The 19,819-nt window shown below is 38.4% G+C and carries 23 protein-coding genes and 1 pseudogene; 21 read left to right on the forward strand and 3 right to left on the reverse strand.

Annotated features, from left to right (window positions below):
* The first annotated feature begins 285 nt into the window (after positions 1 to 285).
* Positions 286 to 687 carry a hypothetical protein gene (locus tag MUG84_RS00005; protein WP_244717210.1) on the forward strand — a complete coding sequence of 134 codons (402 nt, stop codon included), beginning with the start codon at positions 286 to 288 and terminating at the stop codon, positions 685 to 687.
* A 179-nt stretch (positions 688 to 866) separates the two neighbouring features.
* Here the strand turns inward: MUG84_RS00005 and MUG84_RS00010 are convergent, their stop codons facing one another.
* The 3 genes from MUG84_RS00010 to MUG84_RS00020 all read right to left on the reverse strand — a co-directional run bounded on the left by MUG84_RS00010 (position 867) and on the right by MUG84_RS00020 (position 2,735).
* Complete coding sequence (locus tag MUG84_RS00010; protein ID WP_244717231.1) at positions 867 to 1,472, reverse strand: hypothetical protein; 606 nt, start codon at positions 1,470 to 1,472, stop codon at positions 867 to 869.
* Between the two features lie 184 nt (positions 1,473 to 1,656).
* Complete coding sequence (locus MUG84_RS00015) at positions 1,657 to 2,115, reverse strand: hypothetical protein (protein WP_244717234.1); 459 nt, start codon at positions 2,113 to 2,115, stop codon at positions 1,657 to 1,659.
* A 140-nt stretch (positions 2,116 to 2,255) separates the two neighbouring features.
* Entirely contained in the window at positions 2,256 to 2,735 is a 480-nt protein-coding gene (locus MUG84_RS00020) for a hypothetical protein (RefSeq protein WP_244717237.1), read from the reverse strand.
* Positions 2,736 to 3,322: 587 nt separating this feature from the next.
* Between MUG84_RS00020 and MUG84_RS00025 the strand changes: the two are divergent.
* The 20 genes and pseudogenes from MUG84_RS00025 to MUG84_RS00115 form a co-directional block, all read left to right on the forward strand.
* Positions 3,323 to 3,448: pseudogene (locus MUG84_RS00025) on the forward strand (class I SAM-dependent methyltransferase); the annotation flags it as partial.
* Between the two features lie 256 nt (positions 3,449 to 3,704).
* Positions 3,705 to 4,163 carry a YoqH family protein gene (locus MUG84_RS00030; RefSeq protein WP_244717240.1) on the forward strand — a complete coding sequence of 153 codons (459 nt, stop codon included), beginning with the start codon at positions 3,705 to 3,707 and terminating at the stop codon, positions 4,161 to 4,163.
* 563 nt (positions 4,164 to 4,726) lie between these two features.
* A complete protein-coding gene (locus MUG84_RS00035; RefSeq protein WP_244717258.1) occupies positions 4,727 to 5,557 on the forward strand; it encodes a copper amine oxidase N-terminal domain-containing protein in 831 nt (276 codons plus the stop codon).
* Between the two features lie 753 nt (positions 5,558 to 6,310).
* The gene (locus MUG84_RS00040) at positions 6,311 to 6,877 is read left to right on the forward strand and encodes a hypothetical protein (RefSeq protein WP_244717261.1); all 567 of its coding nucleotides are present in this window, start codon (positions 6,311 to 6,313) and stop codon (positions 6,875 to 6,877) included.
* Between the two features lie 370 nt (positions 6,878 to 7,247).
* A complete protein-coding gene (locus MUG84_RS00045; protein WP_244717264.1) occupies positions 7,248 to 7,436 on the forward strand; it encodes a hypothetical protein in 189 nt (62 codons plus the stop codon).
* Between the two features lie 287 nt (positions 7,437 to 7,723).
* Positions 7,724 to 7,972 carry a UDP-N-acetylglucosamine 2-epimerase gene (locus MUG84_RS27575; RefSeq protein WP_425313133.1) on the forward strand — a complete coding sequence of 83 codons (249 nt, stop codon included), beginning with the start codon at positions 7,724 to 7,726 and terminating at the stop codon, positions 7,970 to 7,972.
* A 160-nt stretch (positions 7,973 to 8,132) separates the two neighbouring features.
* Positions 8,133 to 8,495, forward strand: coding sequence for a DinB family protein (locus MUG84_RS00050; RefSeq protein ID WP_244717267.1), 363 nt, complete (start codon positions 8,133 to 8,135; stop codon positions 8,493 to 8,495).
* A 241-nt stretch (positions 8,496 to 8,736) separates the two neighbouring features.
* Complete coding sequence (locus tag MUG84_RS00055; protein WP_244717270.1) at positions 8,737 to 9,540, forward strand: ParM/StbA family protein; 804 nt, start codon at positions 8,737 to 8,739, stop codon at positions 9,538 to 9,540.
* Between the two features lie 4 nt (positions 9,541 to 9,544).
* The gene (locus tag MUG84_RS00060) at positions 9,545 to 9,751 is read left to right on the forward strand and encodes a hypothetical protein (RefSeq protein WP_244717274.1); all 207 of its coding nucleotides are present in this window, start codon (positions 9,545 to 9,547) and stop codon (positions 9,749 to 9,751) included.
* A gap of 130 nt (positions 9,752 to 9,881) precedes the next feature.
* Positions 9,882 to 10,280, forward strand: a complete 399-nt coding sequence (locus MUG84_RS00065) for a hypothetical protein (protein ID WP_244717277.1) — start codon at positions 9,882 to 9,884, stop codon at positions 10,278 to 10,280.
* Positions 10,281 to 10,285: 5 nt separating this feature from the next.
* Positions 10,286 to 10,525, forward strand: coding sequence for a hypothetical protein (locus tag MUG84_RS00070; RefSeq protein ID WP_244717280.1), 240 nt, complete (start codon positions 10,286 to 10,288; stop codon positions 10,523 to 10,525).
* Between the two features lie 15 nt (positions 10,526 to 10,540).
* Positions 10,541 to 12,880: a type IV secretory system conjugative DNA transfer family protein gene (locus MUG84_RS00075; protein ID WP_244717283.1), complete on the forward strand. Its 2,340-nt coding sequence runs from the start codon at positions 10,541 to 10,543 to the stop codon at positions 12,878 to 12,880.
* 170 nt (positions 12,881 to 13,050) lie between these two features.
* A complete protein-coding gene (locus tag MUG84_RS00080) occupies positions 13,051 to 14,070 on the forward strand; it encodes a ParM/StbA family protein (RefSeq protein WP_244717286.1) in 1,020 nt (339 codons plus the stop codon).
* A 6-nt stretch (positions 14,071 to 14,076) separates the two neighbouring features.
* Complete coding sequence (locus MUG84_RS00085; RefSeq protein WP_244717289.1) at positions 14,077 to 14,334, forward strand: hypothetical protein; 258 nt, start codon at positions 14,077 to 14,079, stop codon at positions 14,332 to 14,334.
* A 69-nt stretch (positions 14,335 to 14,403) separates the two neighbouring features.
* Positions 14,404 to 14,643, forward strand: a complete 240-nt coding sequence (locus tag MUG84_RS00090) for a hypothetical protein (RefSeq protein WP_244717292.1) — start codon at positions 14,404 to 14,406, stop codon at positions 14,641 to 14,643.
* A 200-nt stretch (positions 14,644 to 14,843) separates the two neighbouring features.
* Positions 14,844 to 15,170, forward strand: a complete 327-nt coding sequence (locus MUG84_RS00095; RefSeq protein WP_244717295.1) for a plasmid mobilization protein — start codon at positions 14,844 to 14,846, stop codon at positions 15,168 to 15,170.
* Between the two features lie 4 nt (positions 15,171 to 15,174).
* Positions 15,175 to 16,632: a relaxase/mobilization nuclease domain-containing protein gene (locus tag MUG84_RS00100; protein WP_244717300.1), complete on the forward strand. Its 1,458-nt coding sequence runs from the start codon at positions 15,175 to 15,177 to the stop codon at positions 16,630 to 16,632.
* Between the two features lie 64 nt (positions 16,633 to 16,696).
* Positions 16,697 to 17,560 carry a PcfB family protein gene (locus MUG84_RS00105; RefSeq protein WP_244717303.1) on the forward strand — a complete coding sequence of 288 codons (864 nt, stop codon included), beginning with the start codon at positions 16,697 to 16,699 and terminating at the stop codon, positions 17,558 to 17,560.
* A gap of 8 nt (positions 17,561 to 17,568) precedes the next feature.
* On the forward strand, positions 17,569 to 19,419 hold the full coding sequence (locus tag MUG84_RS00110; RefSeq protein ID WP_244720837.1) for a VirD4-like conjugal transfer protein, CD1115 family: 1,851 nt from the start codon (positions 17,569 to 17,571) through the stop codon (positions 19,417 to 19,419).
* A gap of 29 nt (positions 19,420 to 19,448) precedes the next feature.
* A complete protein-coding gene (locus MUG84_RS00115) occupies positions 19,449 to 19,763 on the forward strand; it encodes a hypothetical protein (RefSeq protein ID WP_244717306.1) in 315 nt (104 codons plus the stop codon).
* The last annotated feature ends 56 nt before the right edge of the window (positions 19,764 to 19,819 follow it).

A 19,819-nucleotide genomic window follows, 5' to 3' on the forward strand; every position in this document is an offset into this window, starting at 1 on the left:
TTACATCAACGGTAATAGTGAGCAATTAGGTAGTAATAAATTAGCTCAATCCGATCTAATAGACTTAATTAATCAGGTTCAACAGTAAAGTTGGTTACCCACAATTAAGCTAACGGGACACGATAGTTGAATCATGATATAGAGGCAGCTGGTCAAACGATCAGCTGCCTTTTCATTGAAGTAAAGGGCAGGTTAGTTTTAAAAGTAGGTCAGGTACCAACTGAGGATGGAGTTGTAAAATGCTGAGCACAATAAACGAAAAGCCCAGAGGTGATACATCTGAAAATGAAACAAAGCTTATGCATTTTAGTCTTAATCGGTATAGTGTTAACAAACTCAACTTTAACTTTAGCATCAAATACAGGGGTTAGAGAAAAACAGCTTGAGGAAGCCTTATTACAACAGCTGCACGCTTCTATAGTGTCAGCACTCAAGAGTATTTACAAAACAGAATATGTTATGATTGGATGCAAACAAATTTCTTCCATCAATACACTTGTCACACTTAAAAATAAGGATAAAGAAAGCATACGTGCAGATGCAACGCACGGAGGAACATACTTTGAACTAACCATAAGCTTATGTAATGTGGGACCAAAAGGGGACTATGTTGAACTGTACTTCAAGAATGATACTGCAGGTGCTAGTTACTATTTGGTCGACTATAAAATCACACCTAAAGATTAAGATCAACTTAACCGAAGCAGAAAAGACCACACAGGAATAACTGAACTGCACCCCAATAGTTAGACACCATCTAACTATTGGAGGTGCAGTTCAGAGTGGTTTGTTTCTTTGGGGAAGACTTCTCTTTTATTGCACATCGAACTCGTTAGTTGAATTATGAACATATTCTAAGCTGGAATTTATTCCAACCTGAAGACTATTTTAGTTCCTGTCTCATTCTTCTTGAATGGTTTGCTATATTCCTTGAACGTTAATATTATTCCTGAAGGATTGTCAGGTAACGGTGGGAATATTACGTAGTTGTAAGATGCATGTCCAGATGTACTCCCACCATTAGTCATTCGACAATCATATTGTTCTCCAATGTGCAATTCAAAGTGGCTGTGTTTGTGAGGGGATTTTGACGTTACATCCGTAGTTACGTCCCAATCAATACTGAAAGTTACTACACTAGCATTACTGTATTGTCTTATCGAGTTTAGAGTGTAAAAAACCTCGTCATTTTCAAATGATTTCAACACTGCAATATGTTTCCTAAACCCTGATGGTTCAACCGTTGGTTTGAAATGTTCTTCACTTATAAAAGTTCCAAAAACGGCTTTCAGAAAATCCTCGTAGAGTTCAAATGTCTTTGCCCATTTAGAGATATACTCTAATGGTGGAAAACCAGGATTATTTTCTGAAAGTTCCTTGCGGTGTTTCAACAACGCACAAATCTGCTCATCAATTGTAATAATTCGTTCATCATAATACTCAGTTGGACGTTCAAATGGCATCCGTTTCACTCTATCCCTCCTCATAAACGAATTATACAGTAATTACAATAAATTGAAAAATTCATTTCTTTACCCCAATTTGCATTTGTCGTAACGCTTCAAAAAATTTGCTCATAGTCGGGCGACGGATGTGCATCCCTGTTCCCAACCCTGTGAATGGGCAAGAGCGATGTAAACTACCCCACACCTTACCTCAACCGACCGACTGCCTAGAATCCATTCTGACGCCCCCTAGCCTTGCATCAGACCTTATAGAATAATTTACACGGTGAACCGTACCATAAGTAAGCACAAACTCATCGTTAAGGGAAGCGTCAAAGAACAATACAATGTCCTTGACGCTTCTTTTTGCTGAATGGTTGCCAGTATTCACAGTTATTTTACTGATGATCGAATGTAGTAAGTCTTTCTGTTTCTCTGGTTCAATCTTCGTTATGATCTTAGAGAAGCCATTCAGAACATAATATACTCGCTCGAAAGACACCTCTTTTATTGTCGGTATGTTTAGTTCTTGCTCAATCTCTGATCTACGAGTGAGTAACTGTTTTTTTTCTGCTTCTAGCGACGAAATTCTTTCCATCATTGATGCAGGAGGGGATTCAGACTTCTCAATCATTGAAATGAACTTAGCAATGTTTATTTGTTTCTCCACAATATCTTAACACCCCCTCAAACTGCCTAGAATCCAATTTGACGCATCCTAGCCTTACAAATGTTAGTGGTTATGAATCTGTCAATGAAGAAGGAGCCATTGTCGAAAAACAATGGCTCCTTCTTTATGAAGTGAAATTACTATTTTGATGAACTTGATGGAACATCAGTATCAGTCGCGGTTTCATCATTTAAGGTTTTATTTAAGAGCAACGAATTGGGATAATTTTTAGAAAATTCTGCTTCATCTACTTTTAAAAAAAACTCGCCTTCAAAAATTAGTTGATTCGTATTAGGCCCGATTTCATCTATTTTTCTTGCTATCTCCGATTCCTTAAATATACTTTGTTCATCTGCTCGCACGAACATGCCATGAGGTGTATAGAATTGACTATAATACCCTTTTGCGATTTTTGATTCTACGGATTCTACGTTTTTTACTGATTCTTCGGATTTTACGGATTTTACGTTATTTGTTGAAAAATTAGTGTTAACAGGATTTTTAACTGTCTTATTTACGGTTTCCATTTCTGGATAGGAGTCTTCTTTTGAATTGGATATTAATGCCACTCCTGAAATAATAGTCACTGCAAAGGCTATTAAGTATATTTTTTTAAACATATTATCCCCACCCTTCCTATACCAAGAATTATTTCCTACTTTAAAACATTATATTCACTAAAATGTTGAACGAATCGATAAGGTCCGTAAAGGAAAAAATCCCACTATAAAATGTATTATTTTCCTATTTTATCATACTACCTTTTAAAGTGCATGTGAACATCAGTTTATAATATTAATTTCCTTACGTATTAAATCTCCAATTCTCCTCTATGTAATATTATGTTCCAATAGCCCTTTAATATGTAGTCTTCATGAACACGGATTAATTAACTTACGAAGAGTAGCCGAAGTATGGTGAACAGTAATGATGGTTTTATTCCCAAAAAACCGTCACCAGACCGCCCAGAATCCGTTCTAACGGCTTGTTGCCTTGTACTCCATTACCCGATACATTCCCGCTCCCACCGCCTTGCAATGTCAAAAACTATACCTTTTGAATAGTGGGGGGGTTACATCGCTCATGCAATTCATGGGGGCAGGAAGAGGGTATGCACATCCATCGCCCGACGCTGAGCAAAATTTGAAGCGATACGACAACTGCAAAGTCATGGTACGATATGGGTGTTAATGGGCAGATTTGCTAGGGATTTGTCATTAAGCAATTGATTGAGGAATCTGATGATGAAATTATGCATTTTAGTAACGGCGATTTTGCAAAAAAAGCAAAGATGCTTCCTGTAACCTTTATTATCAAGGCACGAAAACTGTAGAATACGATATTGAAAAAAGAGAAGTTCTATCAAAGAGAAGCCACTCCATTTTCCGAGTGGCTTCTTCTCTATATGTTGATGTATATATTATGGTCAAACTGTACTTTGTGCTTAGATACTTTACGGTGAACCGTATCATAGGTAGAAGTACGGATCATAGGTAGAAGTACGGATCATTAAGCCAACGGGAACCGATAGCTTAATAAAATTAATCAGAAAAGGGAAGGATAACCAGAATGAAATTGTGGAGGATAAAATGAAGAAAATAATTCCTTTTTTAATTATTCTGGCAATTATCTTTGTATCTCCTGCGGACGCAAAAGGTAATGTAGAACCTGTCATGCCATGCAGTTTAGTCTTGGAACCAGTAAATAATAGTGAACTAAATGAAAAAGGTGTAGCTCTGGTATATAAAGTGAAGCTAACATCGAGTTTTCCACGTACCAGTATAAGCATTCACGCTATTCATCTTCCAAGACCCTCTAATTATGGAGATTATGATGGTTATGAGGGTTATTCATTTATAGAAAACGAGATTAGCTGGAGATTCAAACTATATCCTACAACCGAAGAAGATGGTCCAACTTGGGCAGGTAGGATTGACGATATTACTGCGAATTTAGAGAATAGCAAAATAGAAGTTCGTCTTTCAAACTCAAAGTCAGGAAAATTGGGTCCTGTTGTTATAAGCAATAGTATCAATTTGTGTCATTGAGCTAACGGGACACGATAGTTTAATAAAATAACTCTAAAACGAGGCTGCCGGCATGGATCGGCAGCCTCGTTGCGCTAACGGGCAGGATAGTTTAAACAAGGAAATTTTAGTAAATCGGAGGTGATCACGTAACAAAATCTAGTTATAGAACGTTAAACATTTAGAAAAGAATATCTTTTGAAGGGATTCACAGTTTCAGGATCTCAAATGCAGGTAAAACGAATTACTTCAATCGCTCAAAAAGAAAATTATGAAGACCTGACAACGGGAAGTTATCTATACAATGCACAATGGAGCAATGTTCAAGTAGGAACAACCTCCGGAAGTGAAGTACTTATGAGTGTGCTTCGACAGTTGATAGTAGTTGCGAATATAAAACATCAAATATCCTAGTTGATTGGGTATCTTGGGCGCAAGAAACTGTTAAGGTAAAGACGGGTACGTTACCGTAAGTTCCAAGAAAAATGTTGCACCTAGGTATCTTCAGGGTGAACATTTTTCCTCAAAAACCGTTTAAAGGATAGCCCGAAATTGAGGGTTGAATTTTAAGGGAGGAGTAAATTATGAAAAAAATATTGTGCTCTTTGCTCGTTATAAGCTCAGTTCTTTTGTCGGTAACATCTGCTACAGCTGGATCTTTAAATGAAGATCATATTAAACTCAAAGTTAACGGAGCGTATCTTATTTATTCGAAGGGTGAAATGCCTTTTGTAGATAAGAACAGTAGAATATTGCTCCCTTTACGCGTGATCGCCGATTTAATAAACGGAAAAATTACATGGGATTCAAAAGCGAAGTCTGTTCAAATTGAAGCGAAAGATTTCGAGCTTACAGCAGTTCTCAACGAAAAGGGAGCGACTATAAACGGAAAGAAGATCGCTTCAGACACCTCGCTAACACTTAAAAATGGGACGACATTAGTACCCGCAAAATGGATTGCCGATGGGCTCGGTGTTTCCCTCAAATGGGATGCAAAAAACAAGATTATATCCTTGGATGACAACCGTTTTTTCCAAGCAGGCCCATTAGAGAGAATGAACAATGAATGGAACAAAGAGTCATCCATTGACCCGCAAATCGCTCCTCAGTCAATTGGCTATCAAACGGTTGAGGGAGTAGAACAGCTGAAGATTACAATGAAGAACCTTTCCACCAGCACATATACTTCCCAGCAAATTCAAGATCATCTCTTGGTTTACATTGATCCAAATCATTTTATCGAAGAGGGTATTAATGGAATGACGAATAGCGACCGCTCAGGCCTAAGATTAATTGATGAAATTAAACCTAATAAAACTTACACCTACACGCTTCCTGTGGGGAGACTGGATCAGAAACAACTGAAAACGGATGTTCCTCAATACGCTTTTGTTCGTTATTTTATTTATAAGTAACGTTAAAACTCATTATAGGAAACTCCTTTAAGGAGGATCGCCTTAGGGTAAATGCTTGTCGAACGTAAATCTGATGGTCCCGATATGATTTTGCGAGAATCTAAAATGCCTTTTCAGGATTCAGGTTCTAGTGGTGTAACAGTCGTGGAGGTTCGAGTCCTCTCGTCCGCACGCGACACAAACCCAAGAGACCTTGATATTCAAGGCTTATTGGGCTTGTGTCGCGTGCCCAGATAAGCACGCATCTTCTAGCCGGTGAAAGTCCAGTCGCGAGAGGGCCAAGCTACGATGCGTACTCACGCTATGGGGGGCTCAACGCGAATCAAGTATTCATGCAAGGGTAACGGCTAACGCTGATTCCGCTATCGATTCATCAGCGTTAGCCTTTTCTGAATCGAGTAGGAGGAATTGCCGGCATTAAGATTACTGTTATAATTTTTTCTACATCGGTTAAAGAGTCTATATTCTGGATGGCTTCAAAGAAAAGCAAATAATGAGATAAGATTGTTTCGCTTAACTAGCATGGTAACACAACTTCACGACGAATTTCACATGAAGGGAACATTAGTCTAACAGAGACAAGGAGGCAGCTGGTCAGAAACGATCAGTTGCCTTTGTTCAACTAACGGGCAGTTTTATGGAAAGCATTCTTGGGAAGGTGGAGAGCTTTTTGATAATTATATATAAAAAGGATTTAGACATGAAAGTAGAAGGTAATGCGTACTAAATTTCATAAAGAGGAGCATGGCATATATGTCAAATGAAAAAGAAAAAATGGTCGAACTAGATGTTGAAAAAATCAATATTGTTGACAAAGAAGGAAATTTGAGAATGTCTTTATTCAACAGCGATCGTATCCCGGATCCTATAATAGATGGTAAAACGGTAAAAAGATCGGGTATTATACCAGCATCCGGAATGTTATTTTATAACAATGACGGTGACGAGTGCGGCGGGTTAACATTTGGCAGTAGAACATATACATCTGAAGATTTTGATGGGAAATATGCGGGGAAAACAGAGTCTTTTGCCACATTTACTTTCGATGCCTATAAGGGCGATCAAGTAACACAGATGTATTTCCACGAAAATATGGTTGAAGAACGTATGTATGGCTACACTCTTTATGATCGTCCAAGTGGAGTGGAAAGAGCTCGGATGGATCGGTCTCAAGACGGTTCTGTAGGAGTTAAATTATCTGATAGCAAAGGACAAGAACGTATTCGCATAGTTATAGATGCCAACGATGTTCCAATACTAGAATTTCTCAATGAAACGGGAGAAGTGGTTTACAGTCTTCCGCCTAAACAACAAGATTAAATCTACTCACCCTAGTGGGGTTAGGTTACTTTTATTAAGGTCTAAATGTTGGGGCAGTTAAAAATTTGATAGTTCTTACTTGTTGAAGTAACGGGCAGATTACTTAAAGACACTTGATGATAAAATAGGAAATAAATCAGCAAATTGAGGTTGAAAGATGATTAATTCTGCTGAAGAATTTGTTAGGCTAAGAATTAATGAGAAACTAGGTGAGTACCTGAAAGCGGCATGGGATGAACCTCTTGAGGTTTGGTTAGAAGAATTAAAAAGTACCCTGATATGCGTGAATGGGTAGCACAGAACCAAACTAATTCCTGGATGTAACGTTTTATATAAGTATTAGTTCGCAAGAGAAAGGGGGGACCGATTTATGAATGGAGGTCATACCGTGGTTGGAATTGATGGACTTATTCAGTTTATAGTTTTTCTTGTTGTTAATTACTATATAATATATCTTATCGTTAGTCATAGTGTGAAAAAAGGCTTGCAAAAGGAAATAAATGATCTAAAGAGTGAACTTAATGAATTGATGGAACATTTGGAGAAAAACAAACAATAAAGGATCGCGTAACAAAATTGGAGTAGAGTATACGTAAAAGGGCGACATTAATGTCGCCCATATTAGCATATTGGATTCTTGATGGATGCCTTTTCTTAACTAACGGGCAGGATAGTGTAACAATGCATTATATTTATGATACAGCTCACCGTAATGTATCCAAGTACAAAGTACAGTTTGACCACAAAATATACATCATTAAATAAGACAAAGCCACTCCAAACAATGGAGTGGCTTCTTTAGCGTTGGCATGTTACTTAACTATGATCTTGTAGCTTCATAAACGAATTGTTGATTTCCATCGACCTGAGGCCATTGCTGTAAACGCAGTCTATCTTGCTGGAACCGAGGAGTCTTCGATTTACGAAATTACAACAAGATTACTTATAGATACAGAATTTCACAAAAAGATGACAACTGCCAGTTGCCCTTTTGGCGACGGACAAGCTTCCAGACGTATTGTGAGCATCCTATCTCACTTCTTCGGGTTTGTTTCCGTCCTTCCAGTGAAATTCAAGGGGAGTCTACAGGAATAATACTGTTCTTATTCATAAGCTATCGGATAGCTTAATAAATAACTAAAACGCGGCTGCCGGCATAGATCGGCAGCCGCGTTGCGCTAACTGGCAGTTCAACGCAACTTCCTAACCGTTGGGTATATGTGCGTTACAATGAAGAAAATGAGGAGGGGTGAACATGGATTCATTGCGTTATCCGATAGGACAATTCGCTGCGGTGGAGAACCCTACCGAAGAACAGCGCGAACAATTTATTGAATCAATAGCTAAAATTCCCGATAAACTTCAGCAAGCTGTTGACGGTTTAGGTGCTGAACAATTAAACACTTCTTACCACGTTTACGAGGCTTGCGGTCTTTGCTCTTTTCAGAGAACAAGACTCTTGCGTTTCTGCGTTACCAAAAATCCCCTACCCTTACATCAAACCCATGTTTCCTTAAAGCACCCACGATCTTTGTTTGTGTTGCCTCCCAAGGCTGTACATTCTTTTCTCCATTACATAATTCAGATATTTCATTTCGGGCTACATTGGCATTGCTAGCTAACCACTTTTGAGACAATCTATGATGATCTAAAAACTTCCCTAATGCTGTTCTTTTCTTTCCCAACCCCATTTAAAACCCCATCCTTTCTATTAGAAGGATGGACAAACTATGAAAATATTATTCAAAAGGTGTGCATTTTAACCAAGCCATGCTCCATAGGTATATAACGAGATACGGAACATCAGAGCATAATAGCCGCTAAGTTCCATAACTGGTTATGGAGGAGTGATTTGCAAAATGATATCGGCGATTGATGCAGGTAATTATGAAACGAAGTTTTTTGCAGGGCGTGAGCTGAAGAAGTTTCCGTCAGTACTTGGATTTGATTATCGGGATCGAAACATTCGTGATCATTATGGCGAGTATGATTTCGAATGGGAATACAGAGGACAGCGAGGATTCGCTGGGACACTTGCATTGTATGAAAGTGAATGTGCAGAGAGCCAGAAGGGTGAGACTAAAGCACACCCGGATGCAAGGTTGCGGATCCTAATTGCATTACATCAATTCGCTGATGGCATTGAGCATAACATTGTCGTTGGCCAACCAATCAGCAAGCACAACGAGATCGAGAAGAAAGCAATCAAGGATATGCTCTTGGGTCGACACGATCTAACCGTGAATGGGAAAGGTAAAACAATTGTGGTGAGGAGATGCGAGGTAGCAGCGGAGGGAGTAACGGCGGGATTGCTCGTTACATCATCGGGAGTTGTCCGGGTCATTGATGTAGGCAGCGGGACGGTAAATCTAGGGACATTGATTAATCGTCGATTGAATGACTTGAGTAGCTATACACTTCCATCAGGGATGGAGACAATGCGTAACATGCAAGCAGATGCTTTCGCACGGCAAATAGCTCTGAAGGCAATCGGTTTGAAATGGGGTAAAGATGATGCGGTTTATATTTGTGGGGGGGGCTCTACTCAGTTATTTGAACCATTACGGGCTTACTTTCCACTTATCGGGCTATTAGATACCGATTCGCAGTTTTGCAACGTGAGGGCATTTTACATGATTGCGAGGAAGATTTATGAAGGGTAAAAATATGAAGATCGAACAAGTAGTCTTTAATCTGGATGATCCAGATCAAATACGATTACACAAGCATTTGTCGGAGCGAAGGAATAAATCAGGGTACCTCAAGCGTCTGATCCAGCGTGATATTGATGGAGCATTTGGGATTCCAACAGATTTTATCTCTAGAAGTTCACCGTCAACAGAATTGGATTTTGTGGCTGAGGCTTTTATTTAACGCGAAGTTTCGAGGCACAGAGTGGGGCCAATGCGTTGAGAATGTTCTTTCTCAACTTATGCGAAGAATATTGAGATTATGTCTGTACACCTCGGTTTTAATCAAATTCTCCATTGGAGGGGTTCGTTCGATGAGCAGAGTGCAAAGTTTAACTATTCGTGAGTTTATGAGCGGAGATTATCCCAAATTAGATCCTTTGATGAAAAGGATTGTTGAACATTTAGAACGGAATAAGGTCAGATATAAGATTGTCGGCATGACGATTATCGTATTTCTTACAGCAACAGATATTGCACTGGCGTCAGGTACGGGAATTGACGTTGGAGCACGGAAGATTTATACCAAGTTACTTGTTGTAGCCAAATGGGTCATTATCATTAAAGGCGGTTGGGATACGATCAATAATACCGTTAAGGGGGATTTAGAAACGGCTAAAAAATCATTTCTTTCATATTTACTTGTTTATGTAATTTTATTGGCATTGCCTTGGGCACTTAGTGAAGTTGATTCTGTTTTTGCAGGGATGTGATTCGCATGATGATGATCAGAATCCCAACGGCATTTATGGAAGAATGGGCAAAAGAGCATGTTAAAGCGCTGGTTGTAGGTGCGTTAGAGGCTGCACGTGAATTGCTCGTGGAATTTACTTATTCAATTGCATTAGTTGGCGGTGGTGCTTGTATTTTGTTATGGCTTGGTGGATGGGATAAAGGGAAAAAGTGGGCGGGGATCTTGCTCATGGTCAATGTTTTGATCAAATTCCTTTTGGGGTGAGAAGGTATGCATTCGATGAAGTTAAATGATTATGTGCAGGTTGTTAGACCACAATATGTTTATCTGCGACTTAAACCAAGCAACTCCATTCGTAATAACAATACTCATAAAATCGTTCGTGCTATTGGATCTTTGTATAAAAATATGTTGGAGAGTATCAAGCGGGAGCGGGAAAAAGTTATTAGAGCATTTGGCAAACAATTTGTTATACCGACGAAGATAAGTCTGCAGCTGGCTGCTAAGGTTGGATATTATATCTACATTGAAAATAAGAAAGTGGAGTTTTATTTCGTGATTCCGAAACAACATCTGACTTTCATGCGCGAAAAACTTGGCAGCACATGGAATGATGTAACGATTGAGGAAGTAGAGAACATCCCGGCTTTTCATGAACAGGCAACGAAGTATCAGCTTGTGTATAAAAAAGAAGATGGATTAAGTTTAGCTGTAGATCGACGCAGTAATGATTTGCTATGTAGCAATTTGAATATTGTTGAGGTTTTGGAAGGGATCGATAAGGTCGGTATTTTTTATAATTTTATTCCTACTTCACAATATGGTTGGAAATTTAAGCATCAAAGCACGATAGAAAAGGTGAAGAATTGTGAACCTGTTGATCGGGATAAAGTCGGATTTCTATATTTATTAAAAATCGTCATGGTCATGATTGATGATCTGATGAACAGTGTTGCAGGTGTGATGGGCAAACAGCAGAGTACAGAGCAAGGCACGAACATTTTAGCATCCGTCTTAGATCGATTGAATGGTGGGAGAGCAATTAGCGAGAGCACAGTCAAAAAAGGAAATTCAATTGTGATTTCGACTCAAATCATTGTTTTAAGTGAGAGCTCCGACAAAGTTAGGGAACGGAGTAATGCACGAAGCTTAGCATCGTCTTTCGATATGATTAGCCAGGATAACGAGTTGATTTATAAACCGTTACGAAGCAGGGTGCGGTTCACCGATTATTCCTTAGGGGCAGAGAGAAACAAGGTTGGGGACGAAGAAGCACAGAATTTCATTACACTTGCAGGGCGTGATGTGCTGGAACGTTACAATTTTATTGAAAAGATTGAAACGCATGAAACCGAGGTACCTGAAGATTTACAAACTGGTGTGATGTGTATTGGAACCAACCGATACCGTGGAAAAGATCAATTGGCTTACCTTAGCAATGATCGAGAATTTCGCAATTTGTTGACATTATTAATCGGTCCAACGAGAGCAGGGAAAAGTAATCTGATTTGTAATTTGGCTATCGATGCCATTAAGGCAGGGGAATGCGTCATTGTTTTTGATTTTATTGAAAATTGTGAACTTAGTGATGAGGTCGCAAAACAGTTCCCGAATGATAAAGTGTTTCAAATTCGATGTGATAACGGAATTGAAGGGTTAGGATATAACGAAGTTGGAATAAGCACGGATTGTTTTAAACAGTATGAGAATGCGAAGCGCCAGACATCAAACATGATGACATTAGTCAACTCGATTAACACCGATGAAAGTCGTTTGAGTCCAAAGATGGAACGTTATTTGGAAAGTGCCAGTTTGGTGGTTTTTATCTCCGGTGGAAGTATTCGAGATGTGTTTAGTGTGCTCCAAAACCATGTTGCTCGAATGAAGTTTTTAAACAATGTCCCACGAACACAACACGATAATTTAGCTGAATATATGGATTCGTTACGTGAACTTGATGATCTTAGTAAGGACGGCCAAATTAGCGGTACGAAAACATCATCGATAATCGGAATCATCGATCGATTACACATGCTTAAAAGAAACACGTATATGGAATTGATGCTGAAAAAGGATTGCACGCAGAATGTTAATTTAGTCGAAGAGATGCAAAAAAATCAATTAATTACAATCAAGATGCCACAGAATATGTTCACGACTGACAGTGAGCGTGACATTTATACAACATACTGGATTACGAAAATATGGTTGGCATTGCAGGTGAGGGCTGACCAGATCCGCGACAAATCTAAAAGACTGAAGGTTAATTTGATCATTGATGAGCTTTACCAAGTTGACTATACAGAACAGTTCATAACGAGTAAGTTATCACAAATGGCAAAATTCATTTGTAAGCCGATAATCAGCTGCCATTATATTAATCAACTGCGTCATATGCGAGATGAACTCAGAAGTGCGAACACCTCTTATATGTTGTTAGCGGGGTGCGATAAGAAGAATTACGATGAATTGAAAAATGAATTGTATCCATTTACAGATGAGGATCTGCGGAACTTACCGCGATATTGCAGCATGAATTACATCAAGAGCAAAGAAGGATACGCACGGTTCATAACAAAGTTGCCAGGTGAAGTAAATAAACGATCGGTTCGTTCTTAAATCGTTGATGAACAGGGATATGTGATGACTCCAGCATGGGTCCAATCATATATCCCTTATATAATGATATGGGACAATTTTTATCGCTCTGGTTGTTATATATGGATAATAATCATATATATTTGTATAGCTGGACAATTATCTTTATATACACTTGGAGGGAATGGATTATGGCCATTGCAATTGGGGTTGATGTAGCGAATTCTTTCGTGAAAATAGCGTCATTTAGTCACAACGAGGATTTACTTGATTCATATCCCAATACGCGCAGGGTAGTAAATCCTTTTGAGGAGAAGACAGATGTATTGGCTCCACAGACTAAAGAAACGATATACGAAATTGACGGACGTGCCTATACCGTAGGAGAACGTGGTTCTAATCTAATAACATCAAGCATGGGTGATATAGAACGTTACACATCACAAGGTTACATAGATGAAACATTAATCGCCTTAGCCAAACATACTAAGAATGGGGAAGACGTAATCTTTTGCGGTGGTGTACCGGCACTCCATAATTATAATAAGGAAATGAAAACGAAGCTAAAGGAACTTCTCACGAAGCGTCATACGGTTATCATCAATGGTTATCCCGTGACGTTCATAATTCGTAAGTCGTATATATTGTTGCAACCACTAGGAGTATATATGGCAGTCGTATATGATTCCAAAGGGAACATGGTCCAACCAGACTTAGCGCAGGAAGATACCCTTATTATTGATATCGGTTGGGGAACAACTGACGTTGCAATCATGCGTGGATCCACGTTAATTAGGGCTTTAGATGGCGGGAAAGCGATGAATTTCGCTTATAAACAAATTCTAGATGGTTTACGTAAACTATACCCAGAACTGCACGCTGAAAAAATAACGACACTTCATATGGAGGAACAGTTAAGGCATGGGGATAAATTTAGCTGGGGGAATACCGAATATGATTGTTCTGAGATTAAGAAGATTGCATTCGATATCACTGCAGGGGCGATCATTGAGGAAGTCAAACGAGGGGTCGCGGATGAAGGCATGACGCTACGAAGCTTTAAATCGGTCATTTTTGCAGGCGGAGGATTGTTATCATTATCTAAATACTTCAAACCATACACGGAGAGCTTTAATAATGTTAAAGTACCGAACAATTCTCAAATGGCATCAGCTATAGGCTTCGGCATTTACGCTAAAATGAAAGGGTGAATGCACGTGTCAGTAAAGCCGTACTTATTAAAGTTAGACATTTGCAAGCCGCGCGAAAAAGCAATTTACGATTATCTCAATAGCGTACCGAAAAAGCATACCATAATAAAAGCGTTAGAGTTATTGATGAAATTAGAGGGCCGTGTAATGGACAATATGATTCAAAATGCGGTTGATACACCACCAGTAAAACCAGCTTCTTCTTATCAGGAACCATCTAAAAATACAACGGTAATGGATGGATTCCCAGATTTCGATTCTTAATGAATATTCCATTTTATTACATCACTTGTTATGATAGGGGTATTATGAATTGGACGAGGGGGAGACGGCATGTTACTGAATTTCTTGATCATTGTAGGTGTGGCTAGTGTATTATATCCCATGCGTAATTTGTTGGGATTGATCACAAGATTTTGTATCTACGGAATGATCATATGGACATTATTCTTTAATCCGCCTATGCCATGGGATTCCAAAATATTGTTCGTAGCAATATTGTTTATTCCGATTGTTGTAAACTGGATCTATAAATTCCTGAAAAGAAAACTAAACAACAAACTTGAAATGTAATCCGCTCTGAATGAGACCTTAATATAAATATTGCTCAGGTAAAGGAAGTCCTTCTAGGTCTTTCTTTTTTTGTGTTTCAATATGATGAAAATAAAACATGATGATGGATTAGGGATAGCAAGCATTGGAAGTGTAGCCACACTCCCGGAAATTTTAGGGGGTTCCCCTAGCCCCAACAATCCATGTTCGGAGGAGGTACCATGTCAAAGAAGAGATATAGGAATAAAGAAATTAAGTTCTTTGTGACAGAAGAAGAGCTTGAATTTATTGATAACAAGGCAAAAGCAGCTGAATTAAATCGAAGCTTATATATTCGGAAAATGGCGATTGAAGGATACATCATTAAACAGGATTTTACTTACGTCGAAGAACTTGTGTACGAAGTAAATAAGATCGGTAACAACATTAATCAGATTGCGTTTAGAGCGAATTCAATGGATTATCTCAGTGTTGAAGACTTAATTTACTTGCGAAAAAAATTGGATGAAATATATAGCCGTATCGAACAGTTCTACGGGAGTGGGTGATGATGTGCCTTATGTTAAACAGATCACAATTCGTCAGACGCTAAACCGATCGTTAAGATACATTGTGAACGAGAAAAAAACGGAATACGGTTGTTTTGTCTCCGGTGTGAATTGTGCGACAAATGATAAACTTGCCTATAAGCAAATGGTGAATAACAAAAATCGTTACGGTAAAGAAGACGGGACACAGGGATTCCATTTTATTCAATCGTTTAAGCCGAATGAGATTAGTGATCCTTATAAAGCACATGAAATTGGATTGAAGTGGGCAGCCAAAATGTTCGGGAATAAGTATCAATATATAATCAGCACCCATTTAGATAAGGGCCATCTGCATAACCACATCATTATAAATTCCGTATCGCTCGGTGGTAAGAAATTCAATGCATGTAAGAGCAGTCTGCAAGAAGCAAGGCGTTTATCAGATGAAGTTGCCAAAGAATATGATTTGGGTATTATTCCAGTGAATAAAGATACGGAATCGAAGTCATATAAAGAATGGAAAGAGGAGAAGAACGGATTATCATGGAAGGCGACAATTAAAAATGATATTGACAGTACGTTACACTCAGCTTCTTCTTTTGAGGATTTTGTAGCAAAGATGCAAGCTAATGGCTACGTAATGAAACAAGGAAATGTTAAGTATATGACGTTTAAACATCCAAACATGGAAAGGTCAGTGAGAGGGAAAACATTAGGAGTTGAATATACGGAGGAGAGAATAAGGGAACGAATTAAATTCAAGGATTTCAACTTAAACCAGTCGAAGCGACTTTATAATAATCGATTTACTCGAAAAACATATAAGGAGCAGCGGGCACAGACAGCACGTCGATATTATTTTAAAAGGGGAGGGTTAGCAGTTAATTTCATGCTGACGATAACCCTTGTTCGAACAATGATGAATCGTGAGAAAGAACTAAACGGGAATACTAGAAAACGGAATTTTGGATATGACCTTCAAATTAATACCCTAACGGACCAATTGAAATTTATTACCGATAAACAATTGAATAGTCGTGACGATTTAAAGAGAGGGAAGAGCGAGATAGAAAATAAACTCAATGAAATTGATTCAGTCCAAAAGGAAGCAGTCAAGATTAATGAAAATTTGAATTTTGCGATAACAAGTATAGAAACATATCTTAAATACAAAAAGATTCATGAAGAATATGAGGGTACCACATTCAGAAAATCAGGGATAAAACGTAAATTCAATGTCGAGCTTGAAACGTTCGATAAAGCAAAAAAGCAACTGCTGAAAATGGGGGTTCAAGTTGATCAATATGAGTCATTATTAGTAAAGCAAAAGTCATATGAAAATCAAATTGAGAAGCTGTATGCCAGGGCAGAATCGTTGGGTTCTGAATTAAAGATGTTCAACGAAATTGAGAAAACATTGAGCGATAGATCTGTGAATTATAGAAAAGCCAAATCAAAAGATCGAAATATGGATCGATAAACTGTAATAAATTTACTTTAAAGACTATATATACCCAATAAGAACAAATTACTTGATCGGAAGGATGGTGATTTTTATTCCTGAAATGGGTGGAGATGTAGCGAATATTGCGGCGATGATTGGAACAGATTTAACCAAGGAATCCATGAGAATGACAAATGAAGCTATCAAGCAGTTGCTGATTTTTCTGATCCAGAAGGCCAAAGAAAATGGCGATAAAGCTGGAGAAACCTCTTTAAAGAATCTAGCCAAGAGTAATGACGAAATAAAAATCTTCGACTTAGAATTTCATCAATTGAACAGTTTTGCCAAGCAAGCAAAGGATTATCATGTTACTTATGCTGTTGTAGAAGAACAGAACCGATATTCTGTTTTTTACAAAGCAAGTGATGAAATGCGGATCAAAAGAATATTAGAGAATTTGGTTAGGGAAGAACTGAATTCTTCTTTTGAAATGCATAAGGAGAGAGATCAGGAGAAGCAAGAATCACTGGAGGGAAAACTGGACTCTTTAAAAGAAAATTATCAAAACGCAAAGAGCAATGAATTAAAGGCAGATGATGTCTTGTCGAGTGAAGTTTCAGTGCGACAAAGAGAATTGAATTTAATTATTCTACAAAATGGAAAATATGAACGGATTTCTAATCAAATAAGCGTTGAATTTAGAAAAACGCTTGAAGATATGATGGATCGCGAGGAGCGCTTATTAGATGTTGGAAATGGGACTGATCGATTAAAGGTTCAACGTGTAGGGGATATGTACATTTTTAATTTGGTGAAAGATGATGCTCGAAATAACAAGGACCTAATACCAATAAGTAGAGGAACACTTAGAGAAAAAAGGACTGAGATATTGCCGTTGATTACAGTTCAAAGGGAGAGATTTTCATCAGGAAAAAATAAACATCGAGAACGAGGGGGGCGGTAATATAGGTGATGGATCATCAAGAAAAACGAAGAATGCAAACACGAAACTTCATTCTGTTTTACATGATCCTATATATCGCAGTATCCTATTTTACAATTCATTTGCTTTATGTAATTAAACTAAGCGGTGAAAAAGTTAGAATTGAAAATATTGAAAAATTTGTTGAGTCAGCCATTGTTAGTATCCAAAAGCGTATTTTTGTTCAGCCAAGTCAAGAAATGTTGAAGATCTTATTTGTGGAGTTCATTGCACTATCCATATTTGTGCTTTATAAGATTACGACTCAGAAAAATCTGATGAGGGGAAAGGAACACGGTACAGCTCGGTGGGGAAATCATGCAGAACGAAGCAGAATCCGTCATAAAGATAAGAGTCAAAATGTGATATTAACAGCTACGGAAGTATTAAGTTTGGATACAAGGAAAACGAATAAAAATCTAAATATTTTAGCTATCGGGGGTTCCGGAACAGGGAAGAGCCGTTCCTTTGTGAAGCCCAATCTTTTGCAAGCAAACACCAGCTATGTTGTCACAGACCCCAAAGGTGAACTTTTAAGAGATACAGGATATTTCCTACAAAGCCAAGGGTACCGGATCAAGGTTCTGAATTTAATCGATTTGTCAAATAGCTATCGATACAATCCCTTCGCTTATATAAAAAAGGAAAGCGACATATTGAAGGTGATCAATAATCTAATACAAAATACGAATCCGAACAAAACCAACAACGGGGATCCTTTTTGGGAGAAGGCAGAAATAGCTCTTTTTCAGGCCATTTTCTTTTATATTTTCTATGAGCTGCATAGTTCAGAACATCAGTTCAAAACGGTGTTTTCTATCCTGAGATTAGCGGAAGTCAAAGAAGATGACGAGGATTTCATAAGTGAATTTGATATGTTATTCGAAATGCTGCGGAAGAAGAAACCGGATCACATTGCTGTGAAGCAATATGACGTATACAAAATGGCATCTGGAAAAACCGCTAAAGGTATTCTTATTTCAGCAGGCGTTCGGTTATCTCCTTTTGGCATCGATGAGGTAGAACAGTTATTTTCAACGGATGAGCTTGAGTTACACAAATTGGGGGATGAGAAGACAGCTCTATTTGTGATTATTTCAGATAGTGACACGACTTTCAATTTTATTGCCTCCATGATGTATGCTCAGTTATTTGACTCCTTGTATTATCATGCTGATTTCGTTAGTAAAGGAACTTTGAAGTATCACGTTAAATTCTGGCTTGATGAGTTTGCGAATATTGGGCGAATTCCAGATTTCGATAAGTTGATTGCTACCATGCGTAGCCGGAATATCTCTGTCTCCGTTATTCTACAAAACCTGTCTCAATTAAAGAATCTGTATAAAGATAACTGGGAGACCATTGTCGGGAATTGTGATACGATTCTTTTCCTTGGGGGGCAGGAGCGTTCTACGCTGGAATGGGTTAATAAAGGGCTAGGTAAGATGACAATCGATACGCAAAATTCAGGCCGCTCTAAAGGAAGAAGTGGTTCATCAAGCATCAATTACAGCACACAAGGTCGGGAACTTATGACATTAGATGAAATCGCAGAAATGCCCGACAGAAAATGCATCGTCTTTGTTCGTGGGATACGTCCTTTTTACAGTGATAAGTTTAAATTACAATCGCATAAGCATTATAAGTTTTCCTATGATGCTAACGAGTTTCAATGTTTTGTTCCAGAACACGGTGCAAGGATAACTCAAACCGATCTTCAATTGGCTCGTTTTAATATCCGAGTTCCTGATAGCGATATGGACGAACGGAAGAGTGAGATTGAGGTGGTGGACATGAGCAAGATTGAGGAAATCTCAAAAAAGATGGATGAGCTTATGTGAAAAAAATTTCAATGTGAGGGGATACAAGGATGAAGACTCTATATATTAACAAGAAAACTGTGTTGAAAACTTGCTCCTTAATTATTGGATTACTCTTGGTTTTTAATACCGTGTATGCAGCTCCAGGAGATCCTGTAGGGATGGATAAGTTGGACGCATTAATTCAAGTAATTGCGACGTGGTTGGGACGTATTGGCTTGATTGTCGCTTTTTTTGGAGCTGTTCAGCTTGCCTTAGGTTTCAAAAGTGACGATGCCGATGGGAAGATCAGGGGAATGAAAACATTAGCGGCGGGGTTTCTAGTCTGGGGGATTACGCAATCACTTTCTTTGTTTGGCCTATAAAGTTGAATGGTATGAAGAGGGCTGAGCTTTACGGCAGTCCTTTTTTGAAAGGCAGG

This window comes from Paenibacillus mangrovi, from assembly GCF_022898935.1.
GTDB lineage: Bacteria > Bacillota > Bacilli > Paenibacillales > Paenibacillaceae > Paenibacillus_AQ > Paenibacillus_AQ mangrovi.

Bases quoted from the DNA above. Each gene is read 5' to 3' on its own strand.
- MUG84_RS00005 (WP_244717210.1), top strand. From the start codon at position 286: ATGAAACAAAGCTTATGCATTTTAGTCTTAATCGGTATAGTGTTAACA.
- MUG84_RS00020 (WP_244717237.1), bottom strand. From the start codon at position 2,735: ATGTTTAAAAAAATATACTTAATAGCCTTTGCAGTGACTATTATTTCA.
- MUG84_RS00030 (WP_244717240.1), top strand. From the start codon at position 3,705: ATGAAGAAAATAATTCCTTTTTTAATTATTCTGGCAATTATCTTTGTA.
- MUG84_RS00035 (WP_244717258.1), top strand. From the start codon at position 4,727: ATGAAAAAAATATTGTGCTCTTTGCTCGTTATAAGCTCAGTTCTTTTG.
- MUG84_RS00040 (WP_244717261.1), top strand. From the start codon at position 6,311: ATGTCAAATGAAAAAGAAAAAATGGTCGAACTAGATGTTGAAAAAATC.
- MUG84_RS00045 (WP_244717264.1), top strand. From the start codon at position 7,248: ATGAATGGAGGTCATACCGTGGTTGGAATTGATGGACTTATTCAGTTT.
- MUG84_RS00050 (WP_244717267.1), top strand. From the start codon at position 8,133: ATGGATTCATTGCGTTATCCGATAGGACAATTCGCTGCGGTGGAGAAC.
- MUG84_RS00055 (WP_244717270.1), top strand. From the start codon at position 8,737: ATGATATCGGCGATTGATGCAGGTAATTATGAAACGAAGTTTTTTGCA.
- MUG84_RS00060 (WP_244717274.1), top strand. From the start codon at position 9,545: ATGAAGATCGAACAAGTAGTCTTTAATCTGGATGATCCAGATCAAATA.
- MUG84_RS00065 (WP_244717277.1), top strand. From the start codon at position 9,882: ATGAGCAGAGTGCAAAGTTTAACTATTCGTGAGTTTATGAGCGGAGAT.
- MUG84_RS00070 (WP_244717280.1), top strand. From the start codon at position 10,286: ATGATGATGATCAGAATCCCAACGGCATTTATGGAAGAATGGGCAAAA.
- MUG84_RS00075 (WP_244717283.1), top strand. From the start codon at position 10,541: ATGAAGTTAAATGATTATGTGCAGGTTGTTAGACCACAATATGTTTAT.
- MUG84_RS00080 (WP_244717286.1), top strand. From the start codon at position 13,051: ATGGCCATTGCAATTGGGGTTGATGTAGCGAATTCTTTCGTGAAAATA.
- MUG84_RS00090 (WP_244717292.1), top strand. From the start codon at position 14,404: ATGTTACTGAATTTCTTGATCATTGTAGGTGTGGCTAGTGTATTATAT.
- MUG84_RS00095 (WP_244717295.1), top strand. From the start codon at position 14,844: ATGTCAAAGAAGAGATATAGGAATAAAGAAATTAAGTTCTTTGTGACA.
- MUG84_RS00105 (WP_244717303.1), top strand. From the start codon at position 16,697: ATGGTGATTTTTATTCCTGAAATGGGTGGAGATGTAGCGAATATTGCG.
- MUG84_RS00110 (WP_244720837.1), top strand. From the start codon at position 17,569: ATGGATCATCAAGAAAAACGAAGAATGCAAACACGAAACTTCATTCTG.
- MUG84_RS00115 (WP_244717306.1), top strand. From the start codon at position 19,449: ATGAAGACTCTATATATTAACAAGAAAACTGTGTTGAAAACTTGCTCC.